Source organism: Shewanella avicenniae (genome assembly GCF_017354945.1).
In the GTDB taxonomy this organism is placed as follows: Bacteria; Pseudomonadota; Gammaproteobacteria; order Enterobacterales; family Shewanellaceae; genus Shewanella; species Shewanella avicenniae.
In genome coordinates this window covers 150,092-175,480 of record NZ_CP071503.1, presented here as the reverse complement: position 1 = coordinate 175,480, position 25,389 = coordinate 150,092, and the positions used below count along the sequence as shown (strand labels likewise).

22 protein-coding genes are annotated in these 25,389 nt (G+C 51.2%); 11 read left to right on the top strand and 11 right to left on the bottom strand.

The genetic code is table 11. The features are described 5' to 3' along the window. Positions 1 to 41 precede the first annotated feature (41 nt). From JYB87_RS00760 to JYB87_RS00745, 4 genes are read left to right on the top strand one after another with little or no spacing between them, the layout of a single operon-like run. Complete coding sequence (locus JYB87_RS00760; RefSeq protein WP_207355026.1) at positions 42 to 1,220, top strand: metal transporter; 1,179 nt, start codon at positions 42 to 44, stop codon at positions 1,218 to 1,220. Then, positions 1,217 to 2,239 carry a hypothetical protein gene (locus JYB87_RS00755; protein ID WP_207355025.1) on the top strand — a complete coding sequence of 341 codons (1,023 nt, stop codon included), beginning with the start codon at positions 1,217 to 1,219 and terminating at the stop codon, positions 2,237 to 2,239. Before JYB87_RS00760 ends, JYB87_RS00755 begins: the two co-directional genes overlap by 4 nt. Position 2,240: 1 nt before the next feature. Next, on the top strand, positions 2,241 to 5,294 hold the full coding sequence (locus tag JYB87_RS00750) for an efflux RND transporter permease subunit (RefSeq protein ID WP_207355024.1): 3,054 nt from the start codon (positions 2,241 to 2,243) through the stop codon (positions 5,292 to 5,294). Beyond that, positions 5,291 to 5,596 (top strand): DUF3240 family protein, encoded by a 306-nt coding sequence (locus JYB87_RS00745; protein ID WP_207355023.1) that lies wholly within the window; start codon positions 5,291 to 5,293, stop codon positions 5,594 to 5,596. Before JYB87_RS00750 ends, JYB87_RS00745 begins: the two co-directional genes overlap by 4 nt. A 50-nt stretch (positions 5,597 to 5,646) precedes the next feature. Here the strand turns inward: JYB87_RS00745 and JYB87_RS00740 are convergent, their stop codons facing one another. The 9 genes from JYB87_RS00740 to JYB87_RS00700 form a co-directional block, all read right to left on the bottom strand. Beyond that, entirely contained in the window at positions 5,647 to 5,823 is a 177-nt protein-coding gene (locus tag JYB87_RS00740) for a hypothetical protein (RefSeq protein WP_207355022.1), read from the bottom strand. Between the two features lie 128 nt (positions 5,824 to 5,951). After that, entirely contained in the window at positions 5,952 to 6,581 is a 630-nt protein-coding gene (locus JYB87_RS00735; RefSeq protein ID WP_207355021.1) for a paraquat-inducible protein A, read from the bottom strand. A 69-nt stretch (positions 6,582 to 6,650) separates the two neighbouring features. Beyond that, positions 6,651 to 7,841, bottom strand: a complete 1,191-nt coding sequence (locus JYB87_RS00730; protein WP_207355020.1) for an HD-GYP domain-containing protein — start codon at positions 7,839 to 7,841, stop codon at positions 6,651 to 6,653. Between the two features lie 128 nt (positions 7,842 to 7,969). Continuing rightward, positions 7,970 to 8,200, bottom strand: coding sequence for a hypothetical protein (locus JYB87_RS00725; protein WP_207355019.1), 231 nt, complete (start codon positions 8,198 to 8,200; stop codon positions 7,970 to 7,972). Beyond that, complete coding sequence (locus JYB87_RS00720) at positions 8,200 to 8,937, bottom strand: DNA-binding protein (RefSeq protein ID WP_207355018.1); 738 nt, start codon at positions 8,935 to 8,937, stop codon at positions 8,200 to 8,202. Before JYB87_RS00720 ends, JYB87_RS00725 begins: the two co-directional genes overlap by 1 nt. Continuing rightward, positions 8,937 to 9,533, bottom strand: coding sequence for a core component of ECF transporter (locus JYB87_RS00715; RefSeq protein WP_228729918.1), 597 nt, complete (start codon positions 9,531 to 9,533; stop codon positions 8,937 to 8,939). The genes JYB87_RS00720 and JYB87_RS00715 overlap by 1 nt, the downstream gene beginning before the upstream one ends. Beyond that, positions 9,520 to 10,200, bottom strand: a complete 681-nt coding sequence (locus tag JYB87_RS00710; protein WP_228729917.1) for an energy-coupling factor transporter transmembrane component T — start codon at positions 10,198 to 10,200, stop codon at positions 9,520 to 9,522. Before JYB87_RS00710 ends, JYB87_RS00715 begins: the two co-directional genes overlap by 14 nt. Continuing rightward, complete coding sequence (locus tag JYB87_RS00705) at positions 10,190 to 11,536, bottom strand: ATP-binding cassette domain-containing protein (protein WP_207355017.1); 1,347 nt, start codon at positions 11,534 to 11,536, stop codon at positions 10,190 to 10,192. Before JYB87_RS00705 ends, JYB87_RS00710 begins: the two co-directional genes overlap by 11 nt. 2 nt (positions 11,537 to 11,538) lie before the next feature. Continuing rightward, positions 11,539 to 13,653: a TonB-dependent receptor plug domain-containing protein gene (locus JYB87_RS00700; protein ID WP_207355016.1), complete on the bottom strand. Its 2,115-nt coding sequence runs from the start codon at positions 13,651 to 13,653 to the stop codon at positions 11,539 to 11,541. Between the two features lie 356 nt (positions 13,654 to 14,009). Between JYB87_RS00700 and JYB87_RS00695 the strand changes: the two genes are divergently transcribed. From JYB87_RS00695 to JYB87_RS00685, 3 genes are all read left to right on the top strand, one after another. Continuing rightward, a complete protein-coding gene (locus JYB87_RS00695) occupies positions 14,010 to 15,368 on the top strand; it encodes an isochorismate synthase (RefSeq protein WP_207355015.1) in 1,359 nt (452 codons plus the stop codon). A gap of 102 nt (positions 15,369 to 15,470) precedes the next feature. Further along, positions 15,471 to 16,130 (top strand): 7-cyano-7-deazaguanine/7-aminomethyl-7-deazaguanine transporter, encoded by a 660-nt coding sequence (locus JYB87_RS00690; protein ID WP_207355014.1) that lies wholly within the window; start codon positions 15,471 to 15,473, stop codon positions 16,128 to 16,130. 79 nt (positions 16,131 to 16,209) lie between these two features. After that, complete coding sequence (locus JYB87_RS00685) at positions 16,210 to 16,698, top strand: GNAT family N-acetyltransferase (protein WP_207355013.1); 489 nt, start codon at positions 16,210 to 16,212, stop codon at positions 16,696 to 16,698. Here JYB87_RS00685 and JYB87_RS00680 read toward each other — a convergent pair. Next, complete coding sequence (locus JYB87_RS00680) at positions 16,631 to 17,689, bottom strand: LysR family transcriptional regulator (protein ID WP_207355012.1); 1,059 nt, start codon at positions 17,687 to 17,689, stop codon at positions 16,631 to 16,633. The genes JYB87_RS00685 and JYB87_RS00680 overlap by 68 nt on opposite strands. 344 nt (positions 17,690 to 18,033) lie before the next feature. On the opposite strand from JYB87_RS00680, the gene JYB87_RS00675 reads away from it, so the two are divergent. From JYB87_RS00675 to JYB87_RS00665, 3 genes are all read left to right on the top strand, one after another. Continuing rightward, positions 18,034 to 19,173, top strand: a complete 1,140-nt coding sequence (locus JYB87_RS00675) for an efflux RND transporter periplasmic adaptor subunit (RefSeq protein WP_207355011.1) — start codon at positions 18,034 to 18,036, stop codon at positions 19,171 to 19,173. Between the two features lie 18 nt (positions 19,174 to 19,191). Next, positions 19,192 to 22,317: an efflux RND transporter permease subunit gene (locus JYB87_RS00670; RefSeq protein ID WP_207355010.1), complete on the top strand. Its 3,126-nt coding sequence runs from the start codon at positions 19,192 to 19,194 to the stop codon at positions 22,315 to 22,317. A 454-nt stretch (positions 22,318 to 22,771) separates the two neighbouring features. Next, positions 22,772 to 23,437 carry a lytic transglycosylase domain-containing protein gene (locus tag JYB87_RS00665; RefSeq protein ID WP_207355009.1) on the top strand — a complete coding sequence of 222 codons (666 nt, stop codon included), beginning with the start codon at positions 22,772 to 22,774 and terminating at the stop codon, positions 23,435 to 23,437. Positions 23,438 to 23,464: 27 nt separating this feature from the next. Here the strand turns inward: JYB87_RS00665 and JYB87_RS00660 are convergent, their stop codons facing one another. Next, positions 23,465 to 24,307, bottom strand: coding sequence for a 23S rRNA (adenine(2030)-N(6))-methyltransferase RlmJ (locus JYB87_RS00660; RefSeq protein WP_207356559.1), 843 nt, complete (start codon positions 24,305 to 24,307; stop codon positions 23,465 to 23,467). A gap of 95 nt (positions 24,308 to 24,402) precedes the next feature. On the opposite strand from JYB87_RS00660, the gene JYB87_RS00655 reads away from it, so the two are divergent. Next, positions 24,403 to 25,200 (top strand): class I SAM-dependent methyltransferase, encoded by a 798-nt coding sequence (locus JYB87_RS00655; protein WP_207355008.1) that lies wholly within the window; start codon positions 24,403 to 24,405, stop codon positions 25,198 to 25,200. Positions 25,201 to 25,389: the final 189 nt, after the last annotated feature.

Genomic DNA, 25,389 nt, shown 5'->3' with positions numbered 1-25,389 from the left:
CAGGCTGGCAGGGCATTATTTTCCCCCATGAAATACGGCCTATGAAACCACATTCACTTTATTTGGCGTTGGCATTGCTGTTGCCAATCTTGCCAGTAAGGGCTGCCGATGAGGCAACTCTGCATGCGTTAGTTACGCAAGCACAAGCTAAACTACAGCACAGTTCAGCACAACAAGCACCACTTTATCAAAGTTCTTCGTGGTTGCTGGGTTTACCAAGCATCAGCATTAGCCACCTGCAAGGGCTCGATAGCCAGCGCAGTTTTGAGCAGGAACTGAACCTCAACTTGGCACTAAAGTCTCCAGCACTGCACCGCTTAGAAGCCAAGTTGAAGCCATTGGATCAACAGCTAACCGCACAGCAGCAAAAGCTGCAACAGCTTTATCTGTCAGGCTTGCTGCGCCAATACTGGTGGCAGCAACAACTCGCCCAAGCGGAATTAGCGCAATTGCAGCATCGACAACAACTGCTTGAGCAGCTTGTCAGCCACCAGCAGGCGCTGCATCAAAGCGGTGAAGCCTCTAGCAGCCAACTGCTGATGGTGCAGCGAGAATTGCTAGAGTTACAGCTAAGCCAACTGCCGCTACAGCAACAGTTGCAAACCGCCACCGATGCGCTGCAACGGCTGACCGGTGTGGCAGAACTACCGCCGCTTGATGAAAGCAAGCGTGCGTTACCGCAGGATGACGGCAGCCAAAATCCACTGTTCCAGTTAACCAGCTTGCAGTTGCAACGGCAAAAGCTGCTCGGCCAATCTCGTGCGGATGGAGTGGAAACCCCATGGACCTTGTCATTAAACGGCAAGAACACCGCAACAATCGGTATGGAAGAGCAAGCCATCGGCGTCGCGCTGGATATTCCACTGAGCATCGGCAGCGGCTTGAGTCAGGCAGAAGTCGGCAGTTTGGTCGAACAAGAATTGTTACTCGCACAACAGCAACAACAACTGCTACTGCAAACCAAACTCACCCTCGCAGAGCTGCGGCAGCAACAACTGCAACTGCAACAACAACAGCAGCTATTGCAGCAATCGCTCACGCTCAATCAGCAATTGACCGACGCGCTGGCCGCCACCAAGCAGCAAGGTTTTGCCCAATATCAGGCATGGCTGCGCAGTTATATCGATACCTTAGCCACCGAAAGTCGGCTGCAACTTACCCAGTTGCAGCAAGCCGAATTGCATTCAAAACAGTTACAAGCGCTTGGAGTTAGCTTATGAAACGGACATCATTTTTCACTTGTACAGCCTTGAGTGTATTGAGCTGCGCCCTAGCTGCTGACCCCTTGAGCGTAAGCAGCCTTGCCAATCTCAGTGTGAGTTTTACTAGCGTCAGCAGCGTTAACCAAATTCCCGCCAGCCCAGTGCCTGCCCAAGTCAGCTTTGAGCCCGGCAACGCCTTTGTGCTGAGCGTGCCCGAAACCATTCAACAGCATCATTGGCTGGTCAGCAACGGCAGCGTCGTTGTCAAAGAGCAGCCGATAGCACTGCTGCAAGGTGCAGGGATTCACCATTTTCAGATGCAGTTTGCGGCCGCTGAAGAAAGCTTTGATCTAGCCGAAAGCCGCTATCAACACAATAAACCACTCCACAAAAAGGGCACTATTGGCGCCGAGATGTGGAGTCAGATTAGCGAGCAATATTTTGCGGCCAAGCTCAAATTTGAGCATATGCATCACTTTATGGAGTTGCTGCAACCCGCTCCAGCACAGCAAGGCATGGTATTGCTGGCACCGAAAGCGGGTGTATTACGCTACGACGTCGCCACGACGCAAGTGATGGAAGGCGAGCCGCTGTTATCACTGATTCCGCTTGAAGATATTCGACTGCAGCTGCAGTTGCCATTGATGATCGCCGCAGAGGTTCAAGCGGTGCAACTGGCCAACTGCCAACTGCCCATCGAACACAAAGCGCAATTAGCCGTGGGTGGTTTTGTGCAAGCATGGAGTGCCGCAATCCCCGATGAATGTGGCCTGACCCTCGGGCAGCAACTGCAAGCAACGCCACTTAGAAGCCTCAACGCCCTGCAACTGCCGAAGCAAAGCGTGTACAGCTGGGGCACGGGCAGCCGCGTGCTGCGTCATCAAGGCGAACAACTGCTACCTACTGAGGTGTTGATTGTTGGCGTCAGTGGCGATAGCTACCTAGTGCAACCTGAACCGGCACTGGAACACAGTGAAGTATTGAGTGAGTCAGTGGCAGCGGCAAAAGGCATGCTACTGGGTTTGGGAGGCGAGTAACATGCTAAACGCAATGATCCGCTTTTCGCTGACTCAGCGGCTGTTTATGCTGATCACCGGCCTTATTTTGGCGGCTGCGGGCAGCTTCGCATGGCTAGGGATTCCGCTAGATGCGTTTCCCGATATTTCCCCAACACAGGTCAAAATCATTCTGAAAGCGCCGGGGATGACGGCGGAAGAGATTGAATCGCAAGTGACGGTGCCGGTCGAAACCGAACTCTTGGGTATCCCGCAACAATCAATTTTGCGCTCCACCACCAAGTATGCGATTACCGCGATTACCCTAGATTTCAACGAAGGCACTGATATTTATTGGGCACGGCAACAGGTCAGCGATCGGCTGGCAGCAGTGAAAGACAAACTGCCCGCCACCATTGAAGGCGGCATCGCGCCAATGAGCACGCCGCTCAGTGAAATCTTTATGTTTTCACTGGAAAATCCATCGATGACGCTGTTGGAACGGCGCCAGCTACTGGAGTGGCAAGTGCGGCCACTGCTGCGCACCGTACCGGGCGTTGCCGATGTGAATATTCTCGGTGGCTTTGCCAAGACGCTGCAGATCACCCCCAATCCACAAGCGCTGGCTCAAGCAGGCCTCAGCCAAGATGAACTGATTGCCCGCATTGAAGCCAATAACGTCAACACCGGCGCGGGGCGGATTACCGTCGGCACCGACAACTTTACCGTGCGCACCGAAGGCCGCATCGATTCATTGGAAGCCTTGCGGCAGATGGTGATTGTCAGTAACGCCAACGGCAGCTATCGGCTGCAGGACTTGGCCAACGTCGAGATTGGTCACCTCGCCCGCTACGGCGCAGTGACCAAAGATGGCAGCGAAACCACTGAAGCGCTGATTGTTGCTCTGAAGAATGCCAATACCGCTGATATGGTGAACGCAGTAAAACTGAAACTGGCCGACATTGAAAAGACCCTGCCCGCTGGCAGCAAACTCAACGTGTTTTATGACCGCGCCAAGTTGATCAATACGGCCATCGGCACCATTTCCGAAGCGCTGGTTGAAGCGGTTGTGTTAGTGATCATTTTGCTGGCGCTATTTCTTGGCAATGTCCGCGCGGCCCTCGTAGTGTCGTTTGCCTTGCCGCTGGCTGCGCTGGCGACCTTTATTCTGATGCGTTACTTCAATCTATCAGCCAACCTGATGAGCCTTGGCGGCTTGGTGATCGCCATCGGCATGTTGGTCGATTCCTCTGTGGTGGTGGTGGAAAACATGGTCAACCAACTGGCCGGCGGCCAGCGCGTGCCGCGATTACACCTGATCTATCGTGCCACCAAGGATGTGGCAACGCCAGTAGTGTCGGGCACCGTCATCGTGATGATCGTGTTCTCGCCGCTGCTGACGCTGACTGGCCTCGAAGGCAAGATGTTCACTCCCGTAGCGGTCACTATCGTGTTTGCCATGTTGTCGGCGTTAATCTTGGCGCTGACCATCATTCCAGTGCTGGCCTCCTACTTGGTCAATGAGAAAGCAGTGGAAGAACCTAAGTTTGTCCACTGGCTGAAACGCCATTATCTGGCCACCCTCACTTGGGTACTCGGCCACGGTAAAAAAGCAGTGGCAATCGCCAGCACCCTACTGGTACTGAGCTTTGGCCTGTTTACCCTCGTCGGCAAAACCTTTATGCCGACGTTGGATGAGGGCGACATTATTCTGCAGTTGGCAAAATCGCCCTCGATCTCGCTGCCGTCGTCTCTGGAACTGGATAAGCAGATTGAGCAGCACCTGCTGCAAACAGTGCCGGAGATTGAGCAACTGGTGGCTCGCACGGGTGCCGACGAACTCGGCCTCGATCCAATGGGACTCAACGAAACCGATGTATTCCTGCAGTTAAAACCGTCGAATGAATGGCGTTTCGCCACCAAGAACGAGTTGATTGATGCAATTCGTACCGAAGTGCTGAAATTCCCCGGTATCGACTTCAACTTTACCCAACCGATCCAGATGCGGGTATCGGAAATGCTCACCGGCAGCATCGGTGACGTGGCGATAAAAATCTTTGGCGATGACCTTGGTCAGCTTAACCAGTTGGCGGGGCAGATTGCGGATATCACTAGCCATACTGCGGGCGCGCAGGATGTAAAAACCGCGATGACCGAAGGCAGTCCGTTTATCAATCTCAAACTGAAAGATGGCTTGGCCAGTTACTACGGCATGGATGCAATGAGCTTTGGGCGCTACCTCAAGAGCCAGTTGGAAGGGATTATGGTGACTGAGGTGATTCAGGGTAAGAAGCGCACGCCAGTGCTGATCGCCCGTCCGCGTGACAACATCAGCAGTCTAGCCCAGCTGCAGCAGCAAGTGATTTTACTGCCGGACGCCACTCAAAAACCTTTGAGTGAATTGGCCGAGATCAGCTTCCGTGAAGGCCCCATTCTGATTGACCGCGAGCAAGGCAACCGCTTTGCGGTGGTGACCACTAACGTCACTGGACGCGATATTGTCGGCTTTGTCGAAGAGTTGCAAACCACCTTGGATCAGCAACTGAAGTTGCCCAGAGGCTTTAGCCTCAACTTTGGTGGCGAGTTTGAAAACCAACAGCGTGCGACCAACAATCTGCTGTTGGTAGTGCCGGTGGCGATTATGCTGATCAACCTGATCCTGTTTACCACCTTCGGCACCATTTCCAAGGCACTGCTGATTTTGGCTAACGTGCCATTCGCCATGATGGGCGGCATTATCAGCCTCTATCTGTCAGGGGAATATCTGTCGGTGCCCGCCTCGGTCGGCTTTATCGCGCTGCTTGGGGTTGCGGTGCTCAACGGCGTGGTGATGGTCAGCTACTACGAGCAATCTCGCCATCTGTTTGCCACCTTGGAAGATCGGGTTAAACAAGGTGCAGCGCGCCGCTTGAGACCGATTTTGATGACCGCCACCACCGCCATGTTTGGCCTTATCCCACTGGCATTGGCCACCGGCCCCGGGGCGGAAATTCAACGGCCATTGGCAATTGTGGTGATTGGCGGGCTGATCACCTCCACCATTACCACCCTGTATCTGTTGCCATTGCTTTATGAAACGTTGGAGAAACGCAAATGAAACAGCTGTTAGTGCTGATTAGCCAACACAACATCAAAGATGACATTGTCGATTGCTTGATGTCGCAGGATTACCTTTCAGGTTTTAGCTTGATCAATATCTGTGGCTTTAGCCACGAACACAGTCAGTACAACCTAAAGGAGCAAGTGGAAGGTTACCGCGAGTTTTTTAAATTTGAAGTGATGCATCCGCAGCAACGGCAAGAAGAGTTATTGGCCGCTATCGCCGCCGTGTGTCAGCATAATCCGTGCCGTTACTGGATTGTGCCGATCGCCACTAATGGTGTGCTTGGCAATAGTTAGCTCATCTTAAACATGAAAGTGAAAGACCGCAGCAATGATTAGCTGCGGTCCTATTCTGGGTGGCGAGCTGTGTGTCGAGCTGTGTGGCGAGCTTGTTGCGAGCGATAAAAACCCCACCACAAACCAATAAATGTGCCCAAATACACTATGGCTTGCACGATGGCAGAGCAATATTGTGTCACCAGCACCAGTCCCACTGCAGCGCACAACAGCTGAATAATTTTCATATCTACTCTCAAGCCATTAAGTCTACATGGCGCTGATTATCGCGAGCCGTGGTGAATGCGGCCAATAATCAAAAACCATACTTAATAGCTTTAGGTTTTATAAAAATTATTTTTATCACTTTTAGATATTAGTAGTTAGTCTTCACTGACGGCTTCATCAAGCTCTGTCCCAGCAACGACAGTAAACAATAACCAAGGAAAAACCAGAAACCACTGCCAAAACTGGCATTGGTTCGTACCATATCACCCATCCCCGCAGAGGCATTGCCGGCCATAAAGCTGATGATCAGCGCCACCACAAACACATCGGCCATCGACCATTTGGATAAGGCGCCAGAAACCTGTTGCAGCCCGCGCGCCAGCGATTCGCGCGCCAGCATCGATAGCAAGGTCAACATAATTTTGATGACCGGAATGATCACCGAAAACAGCATTACCAAAAACGCCACCGCAATATTGCCGCTATCATGCAGTTCAGTCACCGTACTCCAGATGCTGCGGGTTTTATCAAATACCTGCACTTCACCTTCAAGATGATTAAGGCCAAACAAGCCCGCCACCATGCCAATCATATTGCGCGCATGTTTGCGATCTGCCTCTGAATCATCGGCGACACTGGTGGCTAACATGTCCATGCCCGCCGCCGACAGCTTAGCTTTCTCCACTGTGCCCGTGAGTGACAAAATCGGCTGGGTTACCCCCGGCACCAGTAAACAGAGCGATAACAATAACAGCAGCGCAGCCTTCCAGTGCGACATGCAAACCTCCAACATAGAAAAGGCCTGCGATAAGTGCAGGCCTCGACAGTGTAACGGCTACAGTAAAAATTAATAGAAGGGACTAGGGTCAACGTCCATGCTACTGGGCGACACACCGCGTTCGATATGCAGTGCCGACAGCTTTAAATCCACCAAGGTCACTTCGGTATGGTGCTTGTGCTTGTTGTTATAGAAGCATTTCACAATCGGATGGGTTACATCACGCCCTTCGGTATCCCAAACAATGCCAACACGGCCATCAGACAGTTCCACCAGCGAGCCCACCGGATAAACCCCGACACAACGGATAAATTCATATACCAAGCTTTCATCGAGGTGGAACGGCGTTAAGCTCAGCAAAATTTTAAACGCTGCAGCTGGGCTCATGGCTTCTTTGTAACAGCGGGTCGCGGTCAAGGCATCGTAAATATCGACAATGCAGCTCATGCGGCCATGCTTTGGCAGTTGATCGCCTTTGAGACCACGCGGATAACCTTTGCCATCGAGCTTTTCATGGTGCATTAAGCAGACATCTTTACTGATCTGCGAAATACCGGTGGCTTCCGACATAATCGGCATGGCATACACCTGATGCAGTTTCATCTCTTCAAACTCTTCCGGGGTCAATTTGCCGGGTTTGTTGAGAATCGCATCATCGACCTTGATCTTGCCGATATCGTGCAAAATGCCACCAATGGCTAACTGTTTTAGCATGGGGCGGTCAAAGTTGAGGTAGCGGCCAAAGGTCACCAACAGCACGGCAACGTTTACCGAATGTTCCAGTAAGTACGCATCTTTGGAGCGCAAGGCACTGACACACTTCAGCGCATCTGAATGGCCCATGACTGACTCAATCATATTGTCGGCCAACGCTTCAAACGGCTTTACTTCAATTGCCTTGCCTTCAAAGGTTTCCGACAGCACTTTGCGGATCAAGCCTTTGGCTTCATTGAGCAGAGATTTGGCATCATCTTGGGCCTGTTGACGATTGATTGCGCGTTTAGTCTTGGGAGTTGCGGCAGGAATCTCTTCTACTGCGGATGCTTCAGCAGCAGGCGCGGCAATATCGGAACGTCCCATGTCGACCCAAACAAATTTAATCCCACGCGCTTGCAAGGTAGCAATCGCGGCTTTTGATAATTTGCCCGCATTAGTGACGGCAACTTTGCCGTTGCTTTCAATGGCAGCAACGTACATGCCCAGTTCAACATTTGCGACAGGTACTTTGACTAAATCTGCTGGCTGCAGTACTTCTGACATGGAGCGCTTCCCGAAAACATCGGCCAATCTGACCGTGCGACTGTGCCACGCACAGCGACTGATACAAGAAGCTTTAGTTTATAAGCTATGGTTAATTTTTGCCTGTATCAAGGCGACATTTTTTATAATTAGCTAAGGATAATATCGGCCATGACCGTGCAGCTAAAACTGTCCGGAGACCAACGTCGAAAGGCGCAGTTATAGCAACTTTTGCGCACATCATCGACTTGCTCATCTTCGTCATCCTCTTGAAAGCGAGGGCATATTGCCGCTTGCTCGCGCGCAGTGTCGAGATCCTCACGGCCACCGTTAAATACCCATTGGCCATCGAAATAAGCAAAGTGATCTGGCAAAGACATCAATAATCCTTCAACGCTTGTTTGCTGGCGTTACTCCAGCCGTGCTCAGTTGAACTCACCAGCAGGGCAAACTTGCTGTGCGCCCACACCGCTTTGACTTTACCTGATAGCCACACGGTTTCATCGCCGTCCAACCACTGGCCATCGGTGGTCAATACCCCATCGAGTCCAGTGCGTGCGAGCACATCAGTCACTTGATATTGCGCGGGTTGCTCACCTTGACCCAATTGGATCTGGCCTTTTACGCGGCCATCGTTGCCAGTCAAACGTAAACCTAAACCGGCGATGGCCCCAATAACGCCCTGACCTGTGCCACCGTGTTCACTCAGCGCAATACCCAGCTGATCAGCCAGTTGATAGGCATCCGCTTTGGTCAAGACTTGCTGTTTAGCGCTGAGGCCAAACTGCTTCAGCACTTCAACGTCATCCAGTTCTGCAAGATTAACTAACGCCAAACCGGGGTCGGCCGCTGCAGCAGATTCTTGCTGCAGATGATGAATCGCCAATTCACGCAACTGACACAACGACAGGCTGCCGCTGTAGGCAAAACACATGGCGCTGTTATGGGAGGTGTAGGGAATATCAGGATGTACATACAACTGATGACGGGTCACGAACGACAATCTCGCCTGAGGGTCTGCCTGCTGCAAAATATCGGCAATTTCACTGGCAATTTCGCCGGTGCCTTTGGTGCCAATGTCATCGGTATCGTCGATACAAATCAACCAATCGGTCATCAAAACTCCTGATCTAACTTACTGTTGCGATATAACAAATCGTGCGCTTTTAAGCGCTTCATCACCGGAATAACCAATAACGCACCAATGGCAGCAAACAAGCCACCCGCCGCGACTTTGGTGCCAAAACGCACTAAGGCCACTTGCCAGCTCATACCGACCAAGAGATCTTCCAGTAGCCCTTTGGCAGACCAAGCAATACTGCCGACAACAGCCACCACAATCAGCCGCCAGCGCAGGGTTAATAGGCTTTGCACGATGATCAAGGTCAGTTCCATCGCGATCGCTGGGGCGAGAAACTTGATAAACAGGAAGGGGCCACCTTTGCCGACACCGATCACCGCCGCCACGGCACCCGCCATTGCCCCACACGCGGTAATCGCGCCAATCCGCGCCACGGTGCAATAACAGATGAGATAGAAGAAACTCATCAACAGCATCGAGTGCCCCGAAAGCCCTAAACGAAGCCGCAAAATGCTCTTTAATGCCACCAGCAACGTGGCGCAGAAACCGATAAACAGTGCATCCTGCAGTTGAAAGCCTCTAGGTTGGCTCTCATGGGTGTGGCTATTGTTACTGTGACTACTTGTGGTCATGTTTACTCCGCGCAAGGCGCCAATGCGTACGACGCAATTTATGGCCAAAATGGCGTGCCCGTGCTGCGATTGCGGTTTGTTGCGCTAATTTCAGCAGTTGCACCAGCAGCGGAAATAACACGCAGTAGCACAGCTCGCTCCAGTTACGCGGATTCAACAGTTGTTTTGGCGCAATTCGCGCACCGCGTAGCAGCTGCAATTGATAAATTTCGCGGGCTTCATTCATCATAAACGGCAGCAAATTCAGTGATGCGACGGCCACAAAGGCCCATTTGGATGGCATAAATTTACTGAGTAACTCACCAATGGCTTCACCGCTGACACTGTGTGTCAGCCACCATCCCGGCACCACCGCAAGAAAAATCCGCGCCACCGCCAACAGCCCTTGGCCCACTTGGTTACCACCGTGAATCGCCAAATAAAGCACCACGGTGAATACCAGTTGCATGGCGATGTAACGAATCAGACCGCTAATGCGCCCTTTGTTGATCACCCCGTGCAACACTAACAGGGCATTCACGAGGACTAACCACGGCAATTGCGCGTCGGGGAGAAAAAAGGCGGCTGAAGATAGCAACAGCGCCAGTAACATCGCTATGCCCGCAAACCACAAGGTTCTACCAGACACAGGCTGCGAATGGGGGCGGGAAAACTGACTAACAGGCATGGTGAGTTTCCTCAACTGAATGGCGATTCAATAGCATCCCCTTTGATATATCCCACTGCTGTGTGGTGGGAATATGTTTTAACGGCCTGTGACTGGTGATCACCACGGCCGAGCCTTGCTCACGGAGGCGATTGATCATTAAACAGAAGCGGTCAAAATACTCAGCATCTAACCCCGCAAGTGGATCGTCGAGTAACAGCAGCTGCGGCTGGTAACACACCAAGGATGCTAAGGCGACCAAATGCTGCTGCCCATATGACAGCTTATGCGGCGAGAGTTTTGCAAACTCCGCAAGACCGAGTTCATGTAATAATTCACAAGCACTGTCGAGCGGCAGAGAAAAGCGTTTTAGGCTAAAGGTGATTTCATCGTGCACGCTGTTTTCAAACAGCTGCCGATTCGGACGCTGCATCAACAAACCTAACTTGGCCCCATAAGCTCCGGCTTTGGGACGCTCGCCAAACACTTTGAGCGGTAACGACGCCGTATTGCCCTGTATTCCCGCCATCGACTTCATCAAACTGCTTTTACCAGCGCCATTATCGCCCACAATTGAAATTAACTCACCGCGGCGCACTTGCAGCGGGTGCTCACTGCTAAACAGCGGGCTATCACCTAAAAAGCGATATTCAAATGGATCAAACTCGACGATCACTTCATCGCGCGCTGCTATCGCTTTCATCGGAATCGTGTGCCGAGTTTGATAGATGCCAGCGAGCAAGCGACCATCGGCCAGTTGCCAAAAGTTATCAACCAGACCATCAAAAGGACGCGGATTGTGTTCGCTGATCACCACCGCAATGCCATCAGCCACCAGGCCGCGGATAACCATCAGCAGTTCATCAACGCCACGATCATCGAGTTGCGCCCACGGCTCATCGAGTAACAGCACCGCAGGGTTGCACACCAGCTGCGCCGCCATCATTAAACGGTATTTTTGCCCCAACGACAGATTGCTGATGGGACAATCTAAGCTGACAAATAAACCCACACGGCGCAACGCGCGTTGCACCATGGGGATCATCTCTTCAGAGGCTAACGCCAAGTTTTCTAGCGCAAACGCCACTTCGGCGCCTACGGTTTGGCGCAGCAACTGCACTTGCGGATCTTGCATCACCAATCCGACTAGCAAGCCTTGCCGACGAAAGACGCCGCCCTCAAATGGGCGGCTCAGTAATCCGGCAAGTAACTGTAGCAGGGTGGATTTACCCGAACCTGTAGGGCCAGTGAGACAATGGCAACTACCAGACTCCAGCCGAAAATTGAGATCTCGAAAGATCCACGGCTGGCCGCTGCCATAGTTAAAATTCACCCCATCCAGTTCGAGCAAACGCATGATTAAATCTGCCAGTTAAGTCCTAAAAATACCTGACGACCTGCCATCGGCATGGAGTCGCTTTGGTAGTAATTTTCATCCAACAGATTGGCAGCGCGGATATACATCTCTAACTTATCATCCATGAAGCCTTGGCTCAGCTTCACATCCACTAAGGTGTATGGATTCAAGCCGAACTCTGTCAGGGTACGTACACCGTTTACTCGCACGTTTTGGAAGTACACTTGGTCGATCACCCGCTGCACATTCAGGTGCAACTTGGTATCGGTTGGCAGTTGATATGCCGCTTCAAAACGGATTTGGTGTTTTGGACGATAGTTTAACCCATCGCTGCGAGTTTCATCTGCATGACGGTCTTTTGAGTTGAGGTAGTTATACGCCAAGCTCAGTTTCAAACCTTCAATGCTTTGGTTAGTGATAGTGGCATCATAACCATTAAAACGATAATCACCGATGTTTTGTGACACACCGTTGCTGTCGTTGGCAATGTAGTTGTCGGTATCCGTGGTAAAGACATGGATATCCAACGCACTTTGCCAGCCCAAGTCTTGACTCAAACCCAGTTCCAGATGCCGTGATGTTTCAGTTTCCAGATCCAAGTTACCGGATGACAAGTCATACAGATCTGACATTGATGGGAAACGAATCTTACGCGCCACACCTAAGGTCAGCTTAGTGCCTTCCAGTGCTTGCCAGTAGCTTGAAGCCATAGCGGAGTAATCATCATCTGAGTTGTTGTCGGCATCCATACTATGGAAGCCCGCCCCCACGGTGTAACCAAAGTTATCACCCAACTGATGTTGATATTCGGTCGCTAAGGTGTAAACCCAAGCCGAATCTGACAATGAGGTAACGGTCGGTGCTGCGCTGCTGCCAGAACCGCTACCTGAACCAGAACCACCGCCCGAACCAGAACCACCACCTGAGCCAGAGCCGCCGCCCGAACCAGAGCCGCTACCTGAACCAGAACCACCACCTGAACCAGAGCCGCTACCTGAACCACCAGTGGCTACCGCTGGATATTGAGTATCTTCAGAATCCCAGCTTTGCTTTTCTGCAATAGCCGAGGTGCTCCAGATGCCTTTTTCAGCAAAGTCAGCAATCAGCTGCAGGTTAATGCCCTGCACTTTAGAGGTGCTGTCTTGCGCCGCAGACAGTGCGGCATAGGTCTCATCGGTAAAGGTTTGATCCACTTTATCGGTTTGGTTGTGGTAACCGAAACCACGTAACGTCAGAGTGTCATTCAGCTTGTGGGCAATACCCAACTGCACTGTAGTACCTTGGTAGTCATCTACCCCTTGATAACGCACATTGCTCACACCGCTACCATCGCGCGGAGCTTGGCCCCAATCACCAGAGCGGAACGCTGCGTTGGCAATCAGTTGGGTGTCGTCATTGATCCAATAGCTGCCCTGAGCGTAAAAATTACGAATAGTCCGATCAGCGTTCAAGCGGGTGTCGCGGTCTTGGTATTCAGTCGCTACGTAATCTGAAGACATTGGGAAACCGTCTGTGGTTTGATAGCTCGCGCTGACCAGCCCTTGCCAGTTGTCGCCGCTACCCGCCAAGCTCATTTCGCTGTTGTAGGTTGAGTTTTGTGAACCTTCCACTTTGGCGGCAAATGCCGGTGCATTTTGCCCTTGCTTGGTGATGATGTTGATAACACCACCCGCGCCACCTGGACCATACAGCACCGAGGCTGGGCCCATCGACACTTCAACCGTTTCAATTTGGCTGGTTGGGATCAAACTTGGGTCGAACTGACCATCGTCAGCACTGTTGGCAGGTACACCGTTGATTAACAGGGTAACGTGGCGAGTTTTAAAGCCACGAATATCGATGCGCGGAGTGCCTTGACCGCCGTAACGCACGTAAACGCCCGGCACAGTTTCCAATACATCTTCTAAGCTCACCGCACCCATTGCTTTGATGTCATCAGCAGTCACACTCCAGTGAGTGGTTGCCTCAGTCACTGCAGTTGGCTTATCGCCCTGCACCACAATTACTTCGTTTACGTTGAGCAAACGATCACGCACAATTTGCTCGTCTGCATTGGCTTGACAGGCGCACCCCACGGCTAACGCCAGAAGTGAGATTCTTGCTGGTAATTTTGACATTATGCTATGCCTTGTGAATGAATAAGACAGGATTTCGACATCAATTCTGATGAGACGGTGCGCAAGCATAAAGGGAATAACACCCAAAAAGCCATCAGGATCTAATATTCTCATCAGATGGAGCAGCAATAAATGCCCAGTTGCGACATTTTGACACATGCGCGCAGTTGAATTCGAAAAAATGTCCACCTTGATCACAATTTTTTGACAACTTTCACGATTCAGATCACGGCAAAAATCACACCTTAGCATCGGATTGCTTGACACTCTGAGCCGCTAACTTTAGTTTGTGTTAAAGCAATATTGTGCCAACCACGACCCCTCAGGTGGCTGTTTTACCCTTTCGGAGCGTCTTTTTGTCTGTTACCTCTCTTTCGCAAGCCGTTAAGTCACTGCAACAGCGGCTCAATGAACTGAATCTATTTGACGTTCAAGCTCCGGTACTGCAACTGCAACAGCAGATCGATGCGCTGCCATTAATGGCGTGGATCGCCAGCCAGCAAACATTTCCGAAAATCTACTGGCATGGGCGTAATACCGATGCTGAAGCCGCCGCCGTGGGCAGTTGCCACCAAATTTTTTTCGAGCAAAGCGTCAGCGACGAGCAACTGGCCAGCGTTTATCAACAGCAATTGGGCTGCTTAGCCGAACCCGATATTCGCTACTATGGCGGTATCGCCTTTGATCGGCGCGAAAGCTCTTGGCCTGAATTTGGCCGCGTGCGCTTTGTGTTGCCACGGATTGAACTGCGCCGCCAAGATGAGCACTATCAACTGTTGCTCAACCTGCATTTGGCCGACAAAGACCCACAGCAAGAGTTACAACTGGCACAAACAGCGTTAGGCGCGTTAGTACCCGCCGCGCCATTAGCGCCACCCCGCAAAACCGAAGTGTTAGCCCGCTGCGACACCCCGGATCAGCAACGCTGGCAACAGCTGGTGTCTATGGTGACCGAGCCCGAATTTAATGCGCAAACCCCGAAAGTGGTGTTGTCGCGTCACACCCAACTAAAAGTGGCGGATACACCCGATCCTTGGACTGTGTTGGCCAGCTGGCAAGGGCGCAACCCTAACAGTTTTCAGTTTGGCTTTCAGTTCAGCGCTGAGCGCAGCTTTATCTCCTGCACGCCAGAGCGTTTGTTCCAGCGCCATGAGCAGCAACTCAAAACCGAAGCCTTGGCGGGCACGACTGTACGAGGTATTACCGAAGCGCAAGATCAGCTGTTGGCGCAGCAGCTGTTAGACGACGCCAAAAACAGTGTCGAAAACCAGTTTGTGCGCAGCCATATTTTAGCTGAGTTAGCTAAGTTGAGTGACAGTGTTGATGGCGATGCACCGCTGGCCATCTTTAAGCTAAACCATATTCAACACCTGCATCGCATCATTCGCGCCAAACTTAAACACAGCGTCAATGATTTCCAACTGCTGCAGGCGATGCACCCTACACCTGCCGTGGGCGGCGTGCCCAAGCAAAATGCGCTCGATTTTATTCGCGAATATGAAGGCTATAACCGTGGCTGGTACGCGGGCGCGTGTGGTTATTTGAGTCGCCATGTCAGTGAATTTGCGGTGGCAATTCGCAGTGCCTTATTAGAACCGGGCACCATTAATCTGTTTGCGGGCGCAGGCATTTTGGCCGGTTCAGACCCACAATCTGAATGGCAAGAGTTAGAGAACAAGATCGCCACCATCATGTCAATTTTGGTGGATTTTTAACGCCGACTTGTCAGACGGCGCGAGTTGACTATAATGTGCGCCGCTTTCGAGCGTCATTGCGGGTTCCCTCACCCCGCTTAACTAAATCAAAAAGGTCACAATATGTTGATGTTAACCCCAGCGCAGATTAAACGTGCGCTATTGCTGCTTATCAGTTTTCACATTCTGATCATCAGTGCCAGTAACTATCTGGTGCAACTTCCATTTCAAATCTTTGGCTTTCATACCACTTGGGGTGCGTTTAGCTTTCCATTTGTGTATCTGGCCACCGATCTCACCGTGCGGATCTTCGGTAAAGAACCCGCAAGACGGATCATTTTTCTGGCGATGCTGCCCGCCTTAGTGCTGTCGTATATCATTGGCGTACTATTCACCGATGGCGCATTTCAAGGTTCAGCGGCGTTACTGGAGATAAACAATCTGGTACTGCGGATCTCATTTGCCAGTTTTGCTGCCTACTGTTTGGGCCAACTGATGGATATCAGTGTTTTTGCAGCAATTCGCGAACGTTGCGCTTGGTGGGTTGCGCCAACGGCATCCACCATCATAGGTAATCTGATCGACACCATAGTGTTTTTTGGTATCGCCTTTTATCACTCAGATAACGCCTTTATGGCAGAACATTGGCCGGAAATCGCCAGTGTCGATTACGCCTTCAAGCTACTCATTAGCCTGTGCTTGTTCCTGCCAGCCTACGGCGTACTGCTGAAAGTGCTGCAAGAGATGATTCTGAAGACACACGCAAAATCAGCGCTGTGTTAAAGGAAGAGCAATATCAAACTGCTATACTGCCGCCGATTTGCTGGTAACCCTTTGTTACCGGCTTTTGGGGAGCACAACGATGTATCACACCAAGATAACGACAGTCACAGAACTGTCGGGGACGCACATTACGCAAATCATTGCGTTGATGGAGCAGATCCCAGAATACGACCCTGTGGATGCCGTTGCCGATATTAGACAGCGTTTATACGATAAGCGAATACTGCTACAACTGCTTGAAGTTGAGGGGGAGTTGGCAGGGTTTAACTTAGGCTACGCACTGGATGAACAGCGCTTTTTTAGTTGGTTAGGCGGCATCGCCACCGATTGGCGCGGCTTAGGACTAGCCGAACAACTGCTGGCGGCACAGGAACAATGGCTGCAGGCCAATGGCTATCAGTCGGTAAAGATTCAAACCCGCAATCAATACCGACCCGTGCTCAATCTGTTGATCCGCAACCGCTATCAAGTGGTGGATTTGGCACCGGTCGCGGATGACGTTAGTCAGTATCGCCTATCGCTGCAGAAGTCTTTACTGACTTCAGATTCAGCGCATCCAGCGTCTTAATGCAAGAAAACTCCTGAGGGCGGTCAATTGAGGTGACATTGCCTTGGCCGTCCTCACGAATCACCACAAATTCTGGCTTTTCGAGCAACTCTTCATCTTTACTGCGGAACAAAGTTTGGTAGATAAAATCAATAAATACCATGTATTTACGCGGTAAATATGCCCGTTTTGGATAGGACATTGTCAGCACATTGTGCTCCATCGGGAAGTCTTCTAACAACGGCACCAGCTCGCCACTTAACAATGCTTGCTCAGCAATCATCACCGGCAACGCGGCAATGCCTAAGCCCGAAATCGCCACTTCACGCGCCAAGGTAATGTTGTTCACGCGGAACGGCACTTGCGGCTCAATCTCTTGCCAACGCTGGCCATCAAAGATGCGAATGGCATCATCACCGCTCATATGGCGGCTGTGGTGGCAGTCAATATAGCGGTGGTCAACTAAATCCGAGGGTTTGGTTGGGGTACCGAAACGCGCCAGATACTTAGGGCTGGCCATCAAGGTAGTGCTGGTATTAAACAGCTTGTAGGTTTGAATACGTGAGTCTTCGACCATGCCCACATGAAACAGCAGGTCGATTCCCTCTTCAATCAAATCCACGTGGCGACTGGTTAACTCAGTGTCGATGCTGATATCGGGGTAGGCTTCCAAGAACGAGGTGAACACTGGGCCAAGAAACAGCTGTCCCATTTCAAATGGGCAAACAATTTTTAACTTACCTTTAACACGTTGCTGACTCGCGCTTAACTGGGCTTCCGCGTTTTCCAAGTCTTGTAGAATCTTGGTGATCTTGTTGTAGTATTCAGCACCAGCTTCGGTCAGTCGCAGTGCACGCGTTGTACGAAATAGCAACTGTACCCCGGTCTGCGTTTCCAGCTCAGCGACCTTACGACTGACTGTAGTTTTGGTCAGTCCAAGTGCCCTTGCTGCACCAGTAAAGCTACCCTGTTCAACAACTTGCGCAAATATTTGTACTCGGTTGAGATCCATTGATTGTTTCACCTATGCAACAGTGAGCCACTTTTTCACTATCTAACAAATAATACGTTACAGTGGTAGAATATAGCCTTCTGTGGGTAAAACTACCAGACGCAATGGTCTAATTGTTATGCCTATTCGTACACTTTAGCGGCACAAGTCACATCTGATAGAAGCAAATACCCCTTCTTTCTGCAGTGCCTTTAATGAAATTTTACTATTTAAGGTTTCCACTTTGCGGTTGAGCCGCAGATAATATCCGATAGGTTATAAAATACTCATCCATTGAACTGAATTCGCATCCCTTGAAAAAATACATTGCACGTAAGGGATTTAGCATAGCAATAGGAGTTTTCATGCGGCATTTTGTCAAAGTTGCCTCAGGTATAAGCATGGCATTGTGGTTGTCCGCTTGTGGCGGGGAGGCCCCGCAAGCCAAAGGGCCACAAGGTCCAGCAGGCGCTACCGAAGTTGGTGTTATTGAAGTTCAATCTTCTTCTCAAGCGCTCACCACCCAACTGCCGGGTCGCAGCCGCGCCTACCTTGAAGCGGAGGTTCGTCCTCAAGTATCAGGCATCATTATCAAACAGGGTTTTGTTGAAGGCACTGAAGTAAAACCAGGCCAGTCACTGTATCAGATTGACCCTGCCACCTACCAAGCAAGCGTGGTAAGTGCCGAAGCCGATTTGGAACGCGCCAAAGCTAGCTTGGCCTCAGCCAAAGCCACCTATAAGCGTTATACCGAGCTGACCAAAACTGACTTCATCAGTAAGGAAGATTTCGACACGGCTGAAGCGGCGTATAAAGAAGCCCAAGCAGCTGTCAGCGTGGCAGAAGCGGCATTAAACACAGCCAAAATCAATCTTGAATATACCGCAGTAAAAGCGCCAATCGCTGGCCAAATCGGCATTTCAACGGTGACCCCGGGTGCATTGGTGACGGCTAACCAAGCAAACGCCCTAGCGACAATTCAACAGCTTGACCCGATCAAGATTGATATCGTGCAATCTAGCGCACAGATGCTGCGCCTGAAGTCGAGCCTGAAGGCTGGTCAACTAAAAGCCAGTGATGACGCCACCGTGAAGCTGATGCTGGAAGATGGCAGCATCTACGATCAAACCGGTACGCTGAAATTTGCTGAAGTGAGTGTTGATCAAAGCACAGGTTCAGTAACACTGCGCGCTGAATTCCCGAACCCAGACCACACCCTGCTGCCAGGCATGTACGTGCGCGCCATTGTTAATGCCGGCGTCGACCCACAAGCGATTATGGTGCCGCAAAAGGTGGTATCACATAACGCCAAAGGCCAAGCCGTAGTGATGGTGGTTAACGACCAAAACGTAGTGGAAGCACGCGTGGTGACCACAGCGCAAGTGATCAATCACCAATGGCGTATTACCAGCGGCTTGAAAGCTGGTGAAAAAGTGGTGATTGAAGGGCTGCAACGTATTCGCCCTGGCGCACCAGTGACCACAAAAGTCGTATCAGCAGAGTAGTAAAACGGGGCTAATTTTATGGCACGCTTTTTTATCGATCGCCCCATTTTTGCGTGGGTGATCGCAATACTTATCATGCTATCGGGCGTGTTGGCGATTGAGTCGCTGCCCGTAGCGCAGTATCCGAAAATCGCTCCTCCGACAGTGGTTGTTTCAGCCACTTACCCTGGGGCGTCCGCAAAAACCGTTGAAGACTCCGTCACTCAGGTGATTGAGCAGCGGATGACAGGTCTTGACCATATGCGTTATATCACCTCAAACAGTGATAGCTTTGGTAACGCGCAAGTCACCATCACCTTCAACGCTGAAGCCGATCCCGATATCGCGCAGGTTCAAGTGCAGAACAAACTGCAAACCGCGATGACCTTGCTGCCACAAGAAGTGCAAGCACAAGGGGTACGGGTCAACAAGTCGACCTCAGGCTTCTTGATGGTATTGGGCTTTATCTCGGAAGATGGCTCAATGAACAAGGCGGATATCGCCGACTTTATCGGTTCGACCATTCAAGACCCAATGAGCCGGGTATCTGGTGTAGGTGAAACACAGTTGTTTGGTGCCCAATACGCTATGCGTATTTGGCTCGATCCGCTGAAACTGACCCAATACAACCTGACCACCGCCGATGTGACCGCAGCGATTCAATCGCAAAACGCCCAAGTGGCCGCCGGTCAATTTGGTGGTGCGCCTGCAGTACCGGGGCAAGAGCTGAACGCGACCATTACCGCGCAAAGCCGTTTGCAAACCCCAGCGCAGTTCCGCCGTATCATTCTGAAATCTAACGCAGCCGGTGCCAATGTTTACTTAGAAGACGTTGCCCGCGTTGAGCTAGGCGCAGAAAACTACACCATCACCTCACTGTATAACGGTCAACCTGCGAGTGGTTTGGCGATCCGTTTGGCCACCGGTGCCAACGCACTGGATACTGCCGATGCGGTTCGCGCCAAGTTGGATGAGTTAAAGCCTAACTTTCCGCAAGGCTTAAAGGTGATCTATCCATACGACACCACCCCATTCGTGAAGAAATCTATCGAAGGGGTTGTGCATACGCTGCTGGAAGCGATTGTACTGGTGTTCGTGATTATGTATCTGTTCTTGCAGAACTTCCGTGCAACATTGATCCCAACAATTGCGGTGCCTGTGGTACTGCTGGGCACCTTCGCGATTCTGTCTGCTGCCGGTTACTCGATTAACACCTTGACCATGTTCGCTATGGTGCTCGCCATCGGTTTGTTGGTGGACGACGCGATTGTGGTGGTGGAAAACGTGGAGCGGGTGATGGCCGAAGAAGGCCTGAGTCCGAAAGAAGCCACCAAGAAATCGATGGGGCAGATCACTGGCGCCTTGATTGGTATCGGAGCCACCTTATCAGCGGTATTCGTGCCGATGGCGTTTATGTCAGGCTCAACTGGGGTGATTTACCGTCAGTTCTCGATCACCATCGTCTCGGCAATGGCACTGTCAGTGATTGTGGCGATTGTGTTGACACCGGCATTGTGTGCCACCATGTTGAAACCAGTTAAGAAGGGTTCAACCCACGCGAACACCGGCTTCTTCGGTTGGTTTAACCGCAGCTTTGAACGATTCACCAATGGCTATGAAAGCGTGGTGGCCAAGTTCATCAAGCGCTCATTCCGCATGATGGTGGTTTACGCTGGATTTGTGGCGATTGTGGCGTTTTTATTCACCCGTATGCCAACCGCGTTCTTGCCTGATGAAGACCAAGGTATGTTGATGACTGTGGCAACCTTGCCACCTAACTCATCACAAGAAAGCACCGAGCAAGTGCTGAAGAAAGTGTCTGACATGTATCAGCAAGAGCATGCAGTTAACTCAGTGTTTACCGTGGCAGGCTTCAGTTTCGCCGGTCGTGGTCAAAACATGGGGATGGCGTTCGTTAACCTGAAAGATTGGTCTGAACGTACTGCACCGCAAGATAAAGTCCAAGCCCTTGCTGGCCGTATGATGGGTGCGTTCTCGCAATTTAAAGATGCGATGGTATTCGCCTTCGTTCCACCAGCCATTATTGAACTGGGTACCGCCAACGGTTTCGACGTTTATCTGCAAGACTTGACAGGTCAAGGCCACGAAGCGCTGGTACAGGCGCGCAACCAGATGCTAGGCATGGCAGCGCAAAATCCTAAGTTGATGGCAGTGCGTCCTAATGGCCAAGAAGATGCGCCAATGTATAAGCTGAACGTAGACCACGAGAAGCTGAAAGCCTTGGGCGTTGAAATAAGTACCGTTAACCAAACGCTGGCAACTGCATGGGGTAGTTCATACATCAACGACTTTATCGACCGAGGTCGGGTAAAACGCGTGTATGTCCAAGGTGAAGCCAAATACCGTATGCAACCAGACGACTTAGATAAGTGGTATGTGCGCAACAACAGTGGCTCAATGGTGCCATTCTCGGCGTTCGCAACTGGCGAATGGGAATATGGCTCACCTCGTCTAGAACGTTTCAACGGCTTGCCTGCGGTGAACATTCAGGGCGCAGCAGCACCTGGGTTCAGTACCGGTGAAGCAATGGAAGAGATGGAAACACTGGCTAAACAACTGCCGCCTGGTTTTGGTTTGGCGTGGAACGGGATCTCTTACGAGGAACGTCTGTCAGGTAACCAAGCGCCAGGCTTGTATGCATTGTCGCTATTAGTGGTGTTCCTGCTGCTGGCCGCCTTGTATGAAAGCTGGTCGGTGCCATTTGCGGTTATTCTGGTGGTGCCATTGGGTATTATTGGTGCGTTGCTGGCGATGGATGGTCGCGGACTGTCAAACGACGTGTTCTTCCAAGTTGGCTTGTTGACCACCGTCGGTCTGGCGACCAAGAACGCCATTTTGATCGTGGAATTCGCTAAAGAGTACTACGAGAAAGGCGCAGGCTTGGTAGAGGCAACCCTACACGCGGTACGGGTGCGGATCCGTCCAATTCTGATGACCTCACTGGCGTTTGGTCTCGGGGTTGTACCGTTAACCGTCAGCAGTGGCGCAGGCTCAGGCAGCCAACACGCCATTGGTACTGGGGTACTCGGCGGTATGATGAGCTCAACCTTCTTGGGTATCTTCTTTATCCCAATCTTCTTCGTGGTGGTTGAACGTCTGTTCGTGAAGCCAAAAGAGAAAACGGATAGCGCCAAGGCAGAATAATCTGCGGCAACCGTGAACATTAAGCCCGACGCAAGCGTCGGGCTTTTTATTTGTCGCGCATCGTTCTATCTTAAACAAAAGCTTGATTCAGCCCGCTGAAATTCAGCCAAAAAAAAAGACCCGGGGAGGGTCTAAAGGTATTCTAAAGGTAAGCTGAATAACTAATCACTGGTTTTAACTAACAGTCTCACTTTAGCTCGCTGACGCTGAATAGATGCTGAACATTTTTTAGGCTAAAAATGAACCTTTGTTCATACGGACTAACGGCAGAAAGCGCCTAGTTCACCGCGCCTAACAGGTGTTTTCGCTAATTTTTGGCATTCGTAGCAACTAGATAGCATAAGCAGCTAAATAACGCGGCTTGTGCACGGACAAAGGCGTTTTCTCAAGGACAAAACTGCATTGATGTTGAATTTATCACCTATAAATGGCCACTAACCATGAGTTGCATTCTATGCTGCTAACACCACCACAAAATCCCATTGCAGCATGCATTTGCAGCCGACATCGCCGTAGCGCAGCCTTGCTTGGCTGTAGCCTACTGCTGCTCAATTGTATGCAACTTCATGCTGAAGATAGCCAAGAACGGGTGTTTCGTTACAAAAATGCAAAAGGTGTGGTAGTTTTTAGTGATCAACAACCTGAAAATCAACCCTTTGAAGTGTTGTTATATGATTGCTATGCCTGCAACCCAGACTCCACCGTCGACTGGCAGCACACGCCGCTATTCACTGAGCCGTATCAGCAAGAGATCAACTTAGCCGCCGCCCAGCATAAATTGGATCCCGCACTGATTCGCGCAGTGATCCACGCCGAATCCGCGTTTAATCCGGCGGCGCGCTCGAAAACCGGAGCTGTGGGGTTAATGCAGTTGATGCCAGAAACGGCGAAATCGGTAGGGGTGAGTAACCGCTATAATCCGCAAGATAATATCGACGGCGGCAGTCGCTACCTCGCCAAACTGTTGCAGCGCTTTAACGGCAATATTCAATTGGCCTGCGCCGCCTATAACGCAGGCCCAACCTTGGTGAGTCAACTCGGTGCAGTGCCGGATTACCCCGAAACCCAAAGTTACGTCAAACGGGTACAGATTTTATTGCAGCGCTATCGTCAGCATTAAGCGCCAACACTCGCGACCAGACAACCGTTACTCGCCCACTTCCCATGTCAGCTGAATGCTGCCATCGGCTTCACCCAGCAAGGGTTTTAAGTAGTTGAGCATCTCTTCGGCCAGCGTATCCAACTGCCAAGGAGGATTGATCACCCACATGCCCGCGCCGGTCATGCCAAATTCATTGGAGTCGGCCCGTACATTTTGCTCGATGCGTAACTGACGGCGAATACCGCTGTTTTTCAGGGTTTGCAGCATGGCTTCAGTGCGCTCACGATCCACCACCGGATACCACAGCAAATACACGCCGGTGGCAAACTTGCGATACGCTTTAATCAGGGTTTCCGCCACTGTTTCGTAATCGCTTTTGATTTCGTAGCTCGGGTCAACCAACACCACGCCGCGGCGCTCCAGCGGTGGCACCGCCGCTAATAAGCCTTTAAGGCCGTCGCCATTCACCAGCTGCACCTGCTTATCGCCACCAAAGTAGTCGGCCAGCATCTCTTGTTCCGTCGAGTGCAACTCATGCAGCACCATACGATCTTGCGGACGCAGATTCATATCCACCAGCGCAGGCGAACCGGGATACTGCACTAACTCGTCGCTATCACCATTAAAGTGCTGCACGTTGTCCAGATACAGCTGCAAGCTTGGCGGCACATCAGCCGCTTGCCACAAGCGCGCCACGCCATCGCGGTACTCACCGGTCTTTTGCGAAAACTCATCCTCTAAGCTGTAACCACCCGCACCGGCATGAGTATCGATATAGACAAAGCCTTTGTCCTTCTTTTGCAGCAATTGCAGCGTGTGTAACAGCACCGCGTGCTTGAGCACGTCAGCGTAATTGCCTGCATGAAAACCGTGGCGATAACTGAGCATAATAAATTCCGTCGACAGAGTTGGCCGCATTATAGAGAGCCGCACGCCAAATTGCATCCAAGCGGCGCTATCAGCCATCATCCAGTTTTGGCATAATGCCGCCATATCCATCTGAAGGAACCTCGCTAGTGAGCCGTACGCCGTTTGATATCTATTTTGATGCTGACAATAGCGCCCTCAGTGCCATTGCTGCCCGCTGGCAACTACAGCACACCCAAGACGCGTTATTCGAACTCAAACTGGTGGCCGAGCAACTGACCTTATTCAAGCGCGATGAACCTAAACTTGGCGGCATCAGTGTCGATTTTATTGAAGGTGCCGTGGCGCATCGACGTAAATTTGGTGGTGGTCGCGGCCAAGCGATTGCGAAAGCGGCGGGGTTAAAACAAGGGGTGAATCCCACAGTGCTGGATGGCACTGCCGGGCTGGGGCGCGACGCATTTGTGTTGGCCAGCCTTGGCTGCACAGTCTCCTTAGTTGAACGTCACCCCGTGGTGGCGGCATTACTGGAGGATGGCTTACAGCGCGCCTATCAAAATGCGGAGATCGGTGGCTGGATGCAGCAGCGGATGCAGCTCTTGCCGAGCCATCATATTGAACTGCTGGCTGAAACCATGGCTGACAGTGTTGATGTGGTCTACCTCGACCCTATGTACCCACACCGCGAAAAATCAGCATTGGTGAAAAAAGAGATGCGGGTTTTTCAAACCTTAGTGGGCAGTGATGATGATGCCGACGCCCTGTTAGCACCGGCGTTGCAGATCGCGCGTAAGCGGGTAGTGGTCAAACGTCCTGATTACGCCGAAGACCTTGCAGGCCAAAAGCCTTCAACCGTGATTGAAACCAAGAAAAACCGTTTTGATGTTTACGTCAAAGCCGCGATGACGGATTAACAGTCGGCATATTTGACACAGTTTCGCCCGCTGTCGATATAACCATAAGCTGACATAAAACAACCATAAGTTGTCATAATTAAACCATAAGCTGACATAATTTTGTGATTTTGAAAATTACCAACAAAATAAAAATCATTATTTTCAAACAATTAAAACATTTTATAACCATAAAATGACATAATTTGC

What these genes read in the sequence shown, in the direction of transcription:
- JYB87_RS00760 (WP_207355026.1), top strand. Translation starts at nt 42, where the DNA reads ATGAAACCACATTCACTTTATTTGGCGTTGGCATTGCTGTTGCCAATC.
- JYB87_RS00755 (WP_207355025.1), top strand. Translation starts at nt 1,217, where the DNA reads ATGAAACGGACATCATTTTTCACTTGTACAGCCTTGAGTGTATTGAGC.
- JYB87_RS00750 (WP_207355024.1), top strand. Translation starts at nt 2,241, where the DNA reads ATGCTAAACGCAATGATCCGCTTTTCGCTGACTCAGCGGCTGTTTATG.
- JYB87_RS00745 (WP_207355023.1), top strand. Translation starts at nt 5,291, where the DNA reads ATGAAACAGCTGTTAGTGCTGATTAGCCAACACAACATCAAAGATGAC.
- JYB87_RS00740 (WP_207355022.1), bottom strand. Translation starts at nt 5,823, where the DNA reads ATGAAAATTATTCAGCTGTTGTGCGCTGCAGTGGGACTGGTGCTGGTG.
- JYB87_RS00735 (WP_207355021.1), bottom strand. Translation starts at nt 6,581, where the DNA reads ATGTCGCACTGGAAGGCTGCGCTGCTGTTATTGTTATCGCTCTGTTTA.
- JYB87_RS00730 (WP_207355020.1), bottom strand. Translation starts at nt 7,841, where the DNA reads ATGTCAGAAGTACTGCAGCCAGCAGATTTAGTCAAAGTACCTGTCGCA.
- JYB87_RS00725 (WP_207355019.1), bottom strand. Translation starts at nt 8,200, where the DNA reads ATGTCTTTGCCAGATCACTTTGCTTATTTCGATGGCCAATGGGTATTT.
- JYB87_RS00720 (WP_207355018.1), bottom strand. Translation starts at nt 8,937, where the DNA reads ATGACCGATTGGTTGATTTGTATCGACGATACCGATGACATTGGCACC.
- JYB87_RS00715 (WP_228729918.1), bottom strand. Translation starts at nt 9,533, where the DNA reads ATGACCACAAGTAGTCACAGTAACAATAGCCACACCCATGAGAGCCAA.
- JYB87_RS00710 (WP_228729917.1), bottom strand. Translation starts at nt 10,200, where the DNA reads ATGCCTGTTAGTCAGTTTTCCCGCCCCCATTCGCAGCCTGTGTCTGGT.
- JYB87_RS00705 (WP_207355017.1), bottom strand. Translation starts at nt 11,536, where the DNA reads ATGCGTTTGCTCGAACTGGATGGGGTGAATTTTAACTATGGCAGCGGC.
- JYB87_RS00700 (WP_207355016.1), bottom strand. Translation starts at nt 13,653, where the DNA reads ATGTCAAAATTACCAGCAAGAATCTCACTTCTGGCGTTAGCCGTGGGG.
- JYB87_RS00690 (WP_207355014.1), top strand. Translation starts at nt 15,471, where the DNA reads ATGTTGATGTTAACCCCAGCGCAGATTAAACGTGCGCTATTGCTGCTT.
- JYB87_RS00685 (WP_207355013.1), top strand. Translation starts at nt 16,210, where the DNA reads ATGTATCACACCAAGATAACGACAGTCACAGAACTGTCGGGGACGCAC.
- JYB87_RS00680 (WP_207355012.1), bottom strand. Translation starts at nt 17,689, where the DNA reads ATGGATCTCAACCGAGTACAAATATTTGCGCAAGTTGTTGAACAGGGT.
- JYB87_RS00675 (WP_207355011.1), top strand. Translation starts at nt 18,034, where the DNA reads ATGCGGCATTTTGTCAAAGTTGCCTCAGGTATAAGCATGGCATTGTGG.
- JYB87_RS00670 (WP_207355010.1), top strand. Translation starts at nt 19,192, where the DNA reads ATGGCACGCTTTTTTATCGATCGCCCCATTTTTGCGTGGGTGATCGCA.
- JYB87_RS00665 (WP_207355009.1), top strand. Translation starts at nt 22,772, where the DNA reads ATGCTGCTAACACCACCACAAAATCCCATTGCAGCATGCATTTGCAGC.
- JYB87_RS00660 (WP_207356559.1), bottom strand. Translation starts at nt 24,307, where the DNA reads ATGCTCAGTTATCGCCACGGTTTTCATGCAGGCAATTACGCTGACGTG.
- JYB87_RS00655 (WP_207355008.1), top strand. Translation starts at nt 24,403, where the DNA reads ATGCCGCCATATCCATCTGAAGGAACCTCGCTAGTGAGCCGTACGCCG.